General features: G+C 49.4%; 10 protein-coding genes. 5 read left to right on the top strand and 5 right to left on the bottom strand.

All coding sequences use genetic code 11. From position 1 onward, the window contains the following. The 4 genes from RM811_RS00625 to RM811_RS00610 all read right to left on the bottom strand — a co-directional run. Nucleotides 1-1,364, bottom strand: a 1,364-nt coding sequence (locus tag RM811_RS00625) for an efflux RND transporter permease subunit (protein ID WP_402519708.1), incomplete at its 3' end; no start/stop codon positions are given. Nucleotides 1,365-1,375: 11 nt separating this feature from the next. Continuing rightward, the gene (locus RM811_RS00620) at nucleotides 1,376-2,872 is read right to left on the bottom strand and encodes an efflux RND transporter periplasmic adaptor subunit (RefSeq protein WP_402519706.1); all 1,497 of its coding nucleotides are present in this window, start codon (nucleotides 2,870-2,872) and stop codon (nucleotides 1,376-1,378) included. Next, nucleotides 2,872-4,176 (bottom strand): TolC family protein, encoded by a 1,305-nt coding sequence (locus RM811_RS00615; RefSeq protein ID WP_402519703.1) that lies wholly within the window; start codon nucleotides 4,174-4,176, stop codon nucleotides 2,872-2,874. The genes RM811_RS00620 and RM811_RS00615 overlap by 1 nt, the downstream gene beginning before the upstream one ends. Nucleotides 4,177-4,294: 118 nt before the next feature. Continuing rightward, nucleotides 4,295-4,789, bottom strand: a complete 495-nt coding sequence (locus RM811_RS00610) for a hypothetical protein (protein ID WP_402519700.1) — start codon at nucleotides 4,787-4,789, stop codon at nucleotides 4,295-4,297. Between the two features lie 299 nt (nucleotides 4,790-5,088). Between RM811_RS00610 and RM811_RS00605 the strand changes: the two genes are divergently transcribed. Together RM811_RS00605 and RM811_RS00600 are read left to right on the top strand one after the other, a co-directional pair. Then, nucleotides 5,089-5,919, top strand: a complete 831-nt coding sequence (locus RM811_RS00605) for a hypothetical protein (protein WP_402519698.1) — start codon at nucleotides 5,089-5,091, stop codon at nucleotides 5,917-5,919. A 245-nt stretch (nucleotides 5,920-6,164) separates the two neighbouring features. Continuing rightward, entirely contained in the window at nucleotides 6,165-7,511 is a 1,347-nt protein-coding gene (locus RM811_RS00600) for an 8-oxoguanine deaminase (RefSeq protein WP_402519695.1), read from the top strand. 207 nt (nucleotides 7,512-7,718) lie between these two features. Here RM811_RS00600 and RM811_RS00595 read toward each other — a convergent pair whose 3' ends face one another. Then, a complete protein-coding gene (locus tag RM811_RS00595; protein ID WP_402519692.1) occupies nucleotides 7,719-9,077 on the bottom strand; it encodes a glutamine synthetase family protein in 1,359 nt (452 codons plus the stop codon). A 432-nt stretch (nucleotides 9,078-9,509) separates the two neighbouring features. On the opposite strand from RM811_RS00595, the gene ald reads away from it, so the two are divergent. The 3 genes from ald to RM811_RS00580 form a co-directional block, all read left to right on the top strand. Further along, a complete protein-coding gene (gene ald, locus RM811_RS00590) occupies nucleotides 9,510-10,631 on the top strand; it encodes an alanine dehydrogenase (protein WP_402519689.1) in 1,122 nt (373 codons plus the stop codon). Nucleotides 10,632-10,782: 151 nt separating this feature from the next. Further along, nucleotides 10,783-11,208 (top strand): MarR family winged helix-turn-helix transcriptional regulator, encoded by a 426-nt coding sequence (locus RM811_RS00585; RefSeq protein WP_402519687.1) that lies wholly within the window; start codon nucleotides 10,783-10,785, stop codon nucleotides 11,206-11,208. A gap of 48 nt (nucleotides 11,209-11,256) precedes the next feature. Beyond that, the coding region (locus RM811_RS00580; protein WP_402519684.1) for an MATE family efflux transporter at nucleotides 11,257-11,634 on the top strand (378 nt) is incomplete at its 3' end.

Genomic DNA, 11,634 nt, shown 5'->3' with positions numbered 1-11,634 from the left:
ATAAAGCTGACCGCTTCAATCAACAGGGAGAAAAACAGGGGAGGCCCTACTTCTAACGACGACTGCCTGACCACTGCCCAACGGTTAGCGGCGGTGATCTTGACCCGCTGCATGTGTTTGTGGAAGTTCTCAATCATTACGATGGAACCATCCACCATGGAGCCAATGGCAACGGCAATACCCCCCAGGGACATGATATTGGCATTCAGCCCCTGAAAATACATGATGACAAATGCCCCCAGAATTCCCAGCGGCAGGCTGATAACAATCACCAGCGATGAGCGAAAGTGCAGCAGAAACAGCGCACAGATCGCCACAACAATCACCAGCTGAATCAGCAATGTGCCGGTCAGTGTGGCAATGGAATCGTCCACCAGCCCGGAGCGGTCGTAAGTGGTGATAATTTCAACACCTTCTGGCAGACCTTCTTGCAGTTCGCTGAGCTTTTCTTTGACCGCTTCAATCACTTCACGGGCATTTTCGCCATAGCGCATCACGATAATGCCACCAACCACTTCACCTTCTCCGTTCAGCTCAGCGATTCCCCGGCGCATCTGAGGCCCTTTCTGAACCGTAGCCACATCGCCAATGGTGAGCGGTGTGCCTTCTTCGGTGACCATAAGCGGCACTTGTCGAATATCTTCTATCCCCTGCAGATAGCCGGTGATACGGACAATATACTCGGCTTCAGCCATCTCAATGACTGAGGCACCCGCTTCACTATTACCATTGGCCAGTGCTTCTCTCAGTTTCTGAAGAGGAATGCCATAGGCTCTCAGCTTGAATGGATCGGCTATAACCTGATACTGACGCACCATCCCCCCAACGGTAGCGACTTCGCTGACACCGGCAACCGACTGCAATGGATACTTCAGGTACCAGTCCTGCAGGCTACGCAACTGAGCCAGATCATGACCACCGGTCCGGTCAACCAGGGCATAGTTGTAGACCCAGCCGACACCGGTTGCATCAGGCCCAAGGGCTGTTCTGGCCTCGGCTGGCAGATTGCCCTGCACCTGATTCAGATATTCAAGTACCCGTGAACGGGCCCAGTAGATATCCGTCCCATCTTCAAAAATGATGTACACATAAGAGGTACCAAACATGGAGGAACCCCGGACATCAACCGCTCCGGGTACCGACATCATGGCGGTGGTCAGCGGGTAAGTAACCTGATCCTCCACCAGCCGGGGAGCCTGCCCCGGATAGTCGGTTTTGATAATGACCTGCACATCCGACAGATCCGGCAGGGCATCCACCGGTGTATTTTTAGTGACCCATACACCGCCCACTAACAACGCAAGGGCAGCCAGCAGCACCAGGAAACGATTCCCCAGGGAAGCACTTATTATCGCTTTGATCATTTCCGGCTTCCTTAATGACCCATGGCGTCATGGTTCACAGGCATAGAGCCCATATCCTGACCTGAATGATCCATTGGCTTATCTTCCAGGGTCTTCATGGCAATGATCTGATACCGCCCACCACCGCTTTTCTCAACCTGAAGATCAACCCTGCTACCCAAATTCACCGAAGTTACATCAACATCCGGTGACAAATAGAAGTCCATGGTCATTGCGGGCCATCCCCACTCTGGCACCGGGCCATGGGTCACCGTAACAGCGCCTTGCTTTTTCTTTTCCAGTTTTCCTGCAACCCAGACCGGTTGAGAGTCCTTATCTTCAAAACGACTGAGATCGGCATTGATACTGGATTCAGAGTCCAGAAGGAACTGCGCTGAAGTAACCACTCGCTCTCCCACTGATAATCCTTTCAGTATCTCCACCTGACCACCCACCCGTCGCCCCGTAGCCACCCTGACCGAGCGATACCGCCCACTGCCCAGAGCCTTAACAACCCGCTGTTGACCTTCCGTTTGAATAACCGCTTCAGCAGGTATCGCCAGTGCAGAAAACCCACCCGTATCAATGCGTACCTGAGAGTACATATTGGGCTTCAATTCTGTGTTGGGATTAGGGAATCTCAACCGCACTCTCAGGCTACGGGTTTTTGGATCAAGCTCGGGATAAACGTAATCCACCTCGCCCCGCCAGGTCTTTCCGGGCAGGTAATCCACTGACATAGATGCAGTCTGTCCTATTTCAATAAAGTTAGACTGACGCTCAAACACATCCGCCATCACCCAGACATCATCAAGGCTGGCCAGTTCAATCAGAGTTTTTGAAGGCGTTACATAAGACCCGTCACGTATATTAAGTTGAGAGATATAACCGTCTTTGGACGTATAAAAAGGAATGGTTCGGTGTGTTTTTTTCTGCCGGACAATCATTTCAACGGTCTTTTCAGGAACATCCAGCGATGAAAGTCGCTCTCTGGATGCACGGATCAGCGCTGAGTTTCCGGATTTAATCGCCGCCAGCAACTCCTCCTGGGCATTCACCAGCGTGGGCGAGTAAAGGTCAAACAGCCGACTGCCTTTTTTGACAAACTCACCACGGGAAGCAATCGTCAGGTTTTCCACCCAGCCATCAACACGACTGTTCAACTGCATCAGGCTGTCTTCGTTATAAGCTACCCGGCCAACCGTCTGTACCTGAGGCGTAAGTAACTGCCTGCTCACCGGTTCAGTCCGCACCCCGAGATTATTTTCTACTGCCGGTGAAACTGACACCGTTCCCGGAAACTGCTCTTTATCGGAAGGCTCCTCATAGACCGGTACCAGATCCATCCCCATGGGTGATTTCCCCGGCGTATCTCTGCGGTAATTGGGATCCATGGGAGCAACCCAGTACAGAGGCTTCTGCTCAGCAACGGCAACTGATCCCTGTGTCGTCTGCCAGAGATGATAAACGCCCATCCCGGCAATAAACGCAATCATGATCAGCGGTAATCTGAATAGATTCCTGTTCATTAATAGTTGCTCCCTGGCATCAGATAATCAATACGGGCAAGGCTTTGTCTGATATCCGCCTGAAGCCGTTTAAAGGCCAACCGGGTATCAAGCAGTGTTCGGTATGACTGAATCACGCTGTTAAAGTCCTGTGCATCCGACTGATAGGCATTCAGTGCCGCCTGAGCCTGGCTTTCAACATCCGGTAACAGACTATTGGAATAATGATCAATCCTCTGGCTAAGGCCACGATAACGGGCGAACTCTGCGTTTAGTTGCCCAGTCAGCTGACGCAACAGATCCTGCCTCATGGCTAACGCAGCCTCCTTACGATACTGACTGGCCAGCAGCTGACGATCCTGTCGATCTGCCGTGAACAGCGGCAGGTCCATCATCACCATCAGGGAGTATTTATTCCGGTTATCATCCCCCCCCATCATGGCCATATCGCCCTGCTCACGACCGTAAGCGAACTCTATGCCAAACTGCGGTTTGAATTGCTCTCTGGCCAGGGCCACACCCTGCTCTGCCTGAGCAATCGCCCGTTCTGCCACTTGAATCAGCGGATGATCAAAAGAGGCTTTAACCGCTGGCTGATGTTGAACCCCGGGCAGAGCCGACAAATCAGAACCGACCCGTGTGACCATTGTTTCACCCAGCCAGCGGCCAAGTACGGCAAGGCTCTGTCCATGGCTGGAAGAAAACGACAGTGTCTGATCATCAAGACGGGAAAGAGTGACTTTAGCGTTATAAACATCCTGCTGGCTTTTCTTGCCCTGGCTGTACATGGATGCCGTCACCGTTACCAGTGACTCATACAGGTTACGTTCCGCTTTGAGTTCCACCAGCGCCTGCTGCCAGTACCACGCATCAAGCCAGGCAAGGCGGACATCCCGTTGAACCGAAAGCTTACGGTTAGTCGCAGCAGCGTCCATTGCTTCTTTTTTCAGAGTCAGCTGGCGTTTCTGGATATCATTGCTGCTCCCCCTGGGAAGCATCTGCTCCACTTTGAACTCAACCATTCCCTGGTTAAGTGGGTCCAGGTCATTACCAGGCAGATTCATAGTGCCAATGGATAACTTTGGATCCATCCAGCTTGCTGCGGCAATGGACTCCTGCTCAATCATGCGGGACTGGGCTGAAAACTGTTTCACACCTTCGTCCACGGCCAGCGCAATCCGTTCTGCCTCGGTCAGTGTTAATCCGGCTTTACTGGCTCCGGACTGACTGACAGCCGCGCTATTCATAGTCAGCAGCAGTAGACCTGTCATGGTGACAAGCTGCTGACAACGCCGGGTAATCCCGACATTCCATTTAAGTAACATTAAAATGTCCCTTGAAAACAACACTTCGGGATCGACCATGCCAATGACAGCACAGCCGACCGCAACGTCCTCCCGGTAAGACCGAAAAAACAGTTCAGCTTGAAGTTTTCAGGAACAACTATTCCAGGAAGGAGGCTTTCGCGAGATAAATATCAGGCAGGGATGAGAGGATGTCCGGCTCGGTAAACTGCTGCCATAAGCGGGCATATAACGTCTGATTCAGTACTTCCTGTACGACAACATAGAGCAGTGTAAACAGAGGTTTGAGATCGGGACCAGCAAGAATCTGCAGCGCCTGGCTGTCATTTTCACAGTCCGGACAGGCAGCTTCCATAGCTCCAATAGAGGCACTGTCGATAACACAACAGTCATGGGTACTATCAATGGCACTGACCAACAGAGTCTGTTCACTGGTAGCCGATGTATTGGTCAGTAAACTCTCACTCTGGTGCTGGGCAAGCGGCCCCTCAGCCATGTTCATCAGACAAAACTGCAGGACAGACAACAGCATCACAGCCACAAAGGCCATGCTCAATGAGCGGTGATGACGATGATGTAATGTCTGAAGCATTGGGATTTTGAAACAACAGCCAGTGTGGTTAATGGGAAGCATATAACCATTTTCATCGGCAAGAAGTCAATCTTGATCAGCCTTTAAACACGCGTGAAATATCATTGACTCAAAGCAACGGCCATTGACTTAAGCATCAGGGAACCAATTTCAGATTTTTCAGTCTAACTCATACGATTGATTACATCCGATGAACTGTTTTTTTTAAAAACAACGGGTTAACACACCCACTCTGCTTTGCCTCCTGTCGGACTAAAGCTTATACATGACAGAGGGTATCGAAGCAAAACCGTTGTTCATTTACAAATTAGACAGGAAACCGCACGCAGGAAATAACAACAATGAACATCTATCAACACTCAAATTTAAAAGCTTTTTTTGGCCAGGAGGGTGCTTCTACCGAGACTACCGAGAAGCAAAAGAAAAAACCTCAACACCCTATCAAGAATTCAACTGTCATCAATAAAGTTAATACCGAAGCCAGTCAAACCGGGGGGAAACCTGATTGCGAAACATACAGTGGTAATATTAGTAGAAGTTGCATTGACATCCAAAATATCAAAAACCAGATCAGTGACAGTCAAGATTATCAGCAGTTGTCACAGAAAGAACCTCAATCAGTATCCGAAGTTTCTCAACAGAATCAGCAGCACCATTTACAGCATGAGCATGGCAACGATGAAGGATTTCATGAGCTGGACAATAAAGATGACGATGACGATGACGTTTTTTATAGCGCCGCAGATGAAATAAAATTAACGGTTGGATCTGCTATAACTGATTATTGTAAAGAAACAAAAGTTTCCGATTTGATAGACTGGCTAGATAAGGACGATGGCCACAAGCAAATACTAATGTCGTTTTTTGAAACTCTTAACTTGACCGACCTGGATAGTTCCAGTGAAAAATACACAAAAATCCTGCTTGATAAATGCAGCTGGCAGCAGATTGACACCCTGAAAATAATAATGCAGTCAAAACTAAATTCTGACCAGATTGACACTGTAGATAAGACTAAAAAAATATTAATGAACATTTACCTGACCGAAGTCAGCAAATATTACAAAACAGTATCTGATTTAATTATTGCCTTTGAAGACTGTAAGTTTTTATCAGCTGTAACCTTCCTGAAAGAAGAACTGCCCAAGGCTATGGAAAGCATTCAGAAATAAAACCTTCCCGTCCTGTTTTTCCTCTTACAGAAAACCCGTGCTAACTGAATCAACTATCGTGAAAATACACTTCATAGCTGGTACAGTAATTCCGCCTGACAGATTAACACGCAAGTCACTGTTATGCGCCAGAATGTCCCGGACTCAGACTCCGGACATTAAAAGTGCAAGGTGACTGTCTTCTTTTTACTCACGATCCCTGCACAGTGTCAATTGCTTAAATAAGAAGCACTTGGGGTGCCTTAATGGAAAGAATCTGGATCAAGCAGCCTCTGGCTGTCTTTACTGCCAACTCGTTAGATGCCAGCAATGGTATTGTTATTGAAGGTGATCGTATCGCCGAAGTTCTGGGAGCAGGACAGGAACCCGCTACCCACTGCAATACAGTGATCGATGCCCGCGACCAGATATTGATGCCAGGACTGGTCAATACCCACCACCACTTCTATCAAACCCTCACCCGTTGCTGCCCACCAGCGCTGAACAAAAAACTGTTTCCATGGCTGCAAACCCTTTACCCCATCTGGGCTGGCCTGACGCCACAGATGCACCAGCAGTCAAGCAAGCTGGCTATGGTGGAACTGCTGCTTTCCGGCTGTACAACCATGGCAGACCATCATTACCTCTTTCCCCAGGGGCTGGAAAGTGCCATCGATATTCAGGCCGAAACAGCACTCTCACTGGGGGTTCGGGCTACTTTAACCCGGGGATCAATGACACTGAGTCAGGAAGATGGCGGCTTACCACCCAAGTCGGTGGTGCAAAGTGAACAAACCATCATGGACGACTCTGCTCGTCTTATTCGGAAGTATCACCAGAAAGATAATCGTCAACTGGTAGAAATCGCCCTTGCGCCATGCTCTCCATTTTCAGTCACCACCGACATTATGAAAGAGAGTGCGAGACTGGCCAGTGAACATCAGGTTCATCTGCATACCCATCTGGCAGAAACAGAAGATGAAAATGACTTTTGCCTGCAAATGTTCGGCTTAAGACCCCTGGATTATCTGGAAGAAGTTGGCTGGCTTCATAATCGAACCTGGCTGGCCCATGGTATTCATTTTAATGATGAAGAAGTTAAGCGACTGGGCAAAGCCGGCACCGGTATCTGCCACTGCCCATCATCCAATATGATTCTGGCTTCCGGTATCTGCCGGGTGAAAGAACTCAGGGAAGCCGGTTGTCGGGTTGGGCTGGGGGTTGATGGCAGTGCTTCTAATGACCACAGTAATCTTATTCAGGAAGTACGTCAGGCTCTGCTGATTCAACGCCTGCGCTATCAAGCTGATGAATTCTCTCACCTTGACGCGCTCTATCTGGCAACTAAAGGCAGTGCCGAAGTTCTGGGTCGTGAAGATATCGGTGAGCTGGCCGTTGGTAAAAAAGCGGATATTGGCCTCTATAAACTGGACGAACTCCGGTTCAGTGGTGCCCATGACCCATTAGCGGCACTGGTGGTTTGTGGTGCAAATCAAGCCAATAGCGTAATGGTGAACGGCCAATGGCAGGTTAAAGATCGTGAATGGCTGGGAGGGGACCTGCACCAGTTAATGGAAGAACACACTGCAGCCGCTAAAGCGCTCTATCATTAATAATCATTAAAATCCGGGAAGCCAGGGGCTCTCCTTTTTCAAGACCATAAGTGACGTAGGTTAGGTCGAGCGAATGCGAGCCCCAACAAACTCTCTGCAATCATCGGTAACATTGTTGGGGCTCACTCCGTTCGACCCAACCTGTCAAACGCATTGAAACCATGTACCAGCCCATATGCATTCCCACGCAGAGCATGGGAACGAGGTTTAAGCCGTTTTCAACATCCACTCGGTTTCCAGTGCCGTCACATGACGTTCGAACCGCTGAAGCTCTTCCCTTTTACAGAGTGTATATAGATCAATATATTGCTGACTTATATAACCAGAAAGCAGCTGTCCCTCTGCCAATCTGGAAAGCGCTTCAGCAGGTCGGTGAGGCAACAGAGGCAACTCATTATCCAACCATGGCAATGCTTCTTCCGGTGGCGTCAGCTCATTCTCAATACCATGCAGCATACCGGAAAGCACTGCTGCTAACGTCAGGTACGGGTTGGCATCAGCACCTGCCAGACGGTGTTCAATGCGACGATCATCCTTCCCACTGGCTGGTATTCTTAACGACACTGTACGATTATTGTGTCCCCAGGACGCATGCAGTGGCACATACATATTGGGCATAAGACGACGATAGGAGTTTACATTAGGACAAAGCAACCCAACGGTTTCCGGCATCATTTCAATAGAGCCGGCAATGGCATGATGAAGAATCTTGCTGTCATCCCCATCGGCATTGGCAAAAACATTTCCGCCACTGTCATCCTGCAGACTGACATGAATATGCAGGCCGTTTCCCGAATGCTCCTCATAGGGCTTGGCCATAAAGGTGGCTTCATAGTTATAACGCCCTGCCAGCTCACGAATCAATCGCTTGAGCATAATGGCATGGTCACAGGCAGCGACAGAGTCATCCCCATGCTTCAGATTAATCTCAAACTGCCCGGGAGCCGCTTCTGCTACCGCTGAGTCAGCAGGAACCCCCTGGGCTTTGGCCAGCTGATTCACATCGTCCAGAAACCCGGCAAAATCCACCAGCCCGTCAACGGAATAAACCTGACTCATGGTTTCCCGTGTACCGGTAACAAAACCGACAGGAGGCTGTAACTTTCCTTCTGATGAACGTTGCGGGTCAATCAGGTAAAACTCAAGTTCCAAAGCAACCACCGGCGTGTAACCCAGGCCTTTAAATCGCTGAACGATATGGGTCAGAACATTCCGGGGTTCATAGGGAAAACCACTGCCGTCTTCATCCTTCATCGTTAAAAGCACCTGAGCGATTTTATCCGGATCCGCTGCGGAGGGTGCAAGCGTTCCTGATACAGGCATACAAAGACGATCAGGCTCACCTATTGTCATCCCCAGACCAGCCTCTTCTATGGTGACACCGGTAATATCCAGGGAGAATACGGAACAAGGCAGGTAGCATCCTTTTTCCAGCTTTTTGAACGCTGTCACCGGCAGGCGCTTACCCCTTACAAAGCCATTGATATCAGGCAGCAGGGTATCGATGTACTCAGTCTGCGGATAGCACTCAAGATAATCCGCAAGTTCCGTTTTGAAATCTGGCATATAACAGTCCCTGACTTTTTTGAGAGCAAGAGCGGCAACCCCATCAGGCCTGAGACTGTGCACTTACTCTCGGGCAGGCTGCTGGCTATTTGCACTATTTGTTATTGTTGATAACTGTTTTATGCCAATACTGCACAGTTACCACGGGCTGTTCAATATATTTAACAAAAACACCTTAAATGCCGATTCCTACCCCCCTCCGTCTTTCCCGCGAAGGCGGGGATGACGATGGTACATTCTTAATTGCAGCTTCCCTAAGAAGCGATTCAACGGCTTTATTTGTTACATTTTCCTGAATACAGGACAAATCAACAAATAGAAAGATCGCATAAGGATAAAAAACCAAATAAATACTATATTCAAGATAAAAATCTATAAAAAATAATGTTAAATATTGTTATATCCCACGTTAATATGTTCATGGAGTTAAATATGCGGATAGGCATTCCCAGGGAAATCAAGAATCACGAGTACCGCGTAGGCCTGACACCCGCTGCTGTAAAAGAGCTGGTAAAAAATGGACACGAGGTTTTTGTTGAGGACAATGCTGGCAATGGCGTAGGTTTTTACAATGAAGACTACCTGGCTGCAGGTGCTACCATCCTGGAAACTGCCGAGGCCGTTTTTGATACTGCAGAACTCATCGTCAAAGTAAAAGAACCGCAGACAGTTGAGCGCGCCAGACTGAAACCCCATCACACCCTTTTCACCTATCTGCATCTGGCACCTGACGTGCCACAGACCAAAGACCTTATCAATTCCGGTGCTACCTGTATTGCCTATGAAACCGTAACCGATGCACAAGGTCGACTGCCCCTGCTGGCACCGATGTCTGAAGTTGCCGGTCGTATGTCTATTCAGGCGGGTGCCCGCTGTCTGGAGAAATCCATGGCAGGCCGTGGCATGCTCCTTGGCGGCGTCCCCGGTGTTGAACCTGCCAAGGTTGTTATTATTGGAGCTGGTGTTGTTGGACAGAACGCAACCGCCATGGCGGTTGGCATGGGTGCCGAGGTCGTGGTTCTCGACCGCTCTGTGGATGCGCTGCGCAGGCTTGATGCCCAGTATGGCAACCGGGTTCGCACGGTTTACTCAACCTCCCAGTCTATTGAGCAACATGTGGTCACTGCCGACCTGGTGATTGGCGGTGTCCTTCTGCCCGGCGCTGCAGCCCCCAAGCTGATCACCCGGGCGCTGGTCAGCAAAATGAAGTCGGGGTCTGTCATTGTCGACGTGGCTATCGACCAGGGCGGCTGTGCAGAAACATCGGTTGCCACCACCCATGCAGAACCCACCTTTATTGTTGATGAAGTGGTTCACTACTGCGTAGCCAACATGCCTGGAGCGGTTGCCCGCACTTCCACTCTGGCACTGAATAACGCCACACTGCCCTATGTACTGCAAATTGCCAACAAGGGGCCGCGTAAAGCACTTGAAGACAACCCATACCTGCGGGAAGGTCTGAATGTCTGCAAGGGTGTCGTTACCTGTGAAAGCGTTGCCCTGGCACAGAATCTTCTCTATAAATCAGCCGCTCAAATGCTGACTGAGATTTAAACCACCTGCCTGTTACCTTCTGTTTATCAGAAGGTAATCGCGCCCCCGTCAGCCTGAATAAAAATAATCCAGAGTTCGGTCTTACCGGATATCAAAACCTGTCTCAAACTTTTATAATTACCCTTTACTTAGTTAGGCTAACAAAATTATTATGCCTGCCAAACTTTCACTCAGCCAGTCTCTGGATCGTATTGAGCGTCACCTGAACAAGATGTGGCGCAGTGATGAAGTGGCCAGCCGATTCATGCAGCTGTCGTTTAATGAATACGACTATTTACAGACTGTTCAGCAGCTTGAGCAAGCTCGACTGTCTGATATTGCCAGCATGATGCGGGTTTCCAAGCCATCAGCCAGCAATATGATTAGCAAACTCGAGCGCCGTGGACTGTTAAAAAGAGCAGCCTCTCCTGATGACGGGCGTGTGGTACTGGTGAGTCTTAGCGATGAGGGAAAAACCCTGATGGCATTGGATAATGAAATCTTTGACCGCTTCACCCAACGTATCAAACAACAAATGAAACCGGCCGATTACCAGACTCTTGAGCACTTGTTAGCTCAGATGTGTGAACAGCTGTAAATTTTTTATCCACTTAGTTAGCCAGACTAACAATAAAAGTAAGTAATCATGGAACTGCATTCAATCAATACACCGGAAAACTCTGCTGGAGGGGTTTCAGCCAGTAAAGAGCCTTCAGCCAGTAAAGAGCCTTCAGCTAATAAAGAATCCCTGGCAAACCAGCCGGTAAACCGGCTTTTCTGGCGATACACCATACCTGCTGTTGCAGGGATGCTGGTCAATGGCCTTTATGCCACCATCGACGGCATCTTTATTGGTCAGGTTGTAGGCGCCGATGGCCTGGCAGCCATGAACCTGAGCTGGCCTCTTTTCGGCATCATTATCGGCATTGGCATGATGATTGGCATGGGTTCCTCTGCCCATAGCTCCATTGCCCGGGGCCAGGGTGATCCAGCAAGGGCAAAAGCCTGTCTCTTATACACATCT

Origin of the sequence: Endozoicomonas sp., assembly GCF_031844845.1 — a bacterium.
GTDB lineage: Bacteria > Pseudomonadota > Gammaproteobacteria > Pseudomonadales > Endozoicomonadaceae > Endozoicomonas.
Note: the sequence above shows the minus strand (reverse complement) of the source record. Positions and strands in the feature narration are given on the sequence as shown.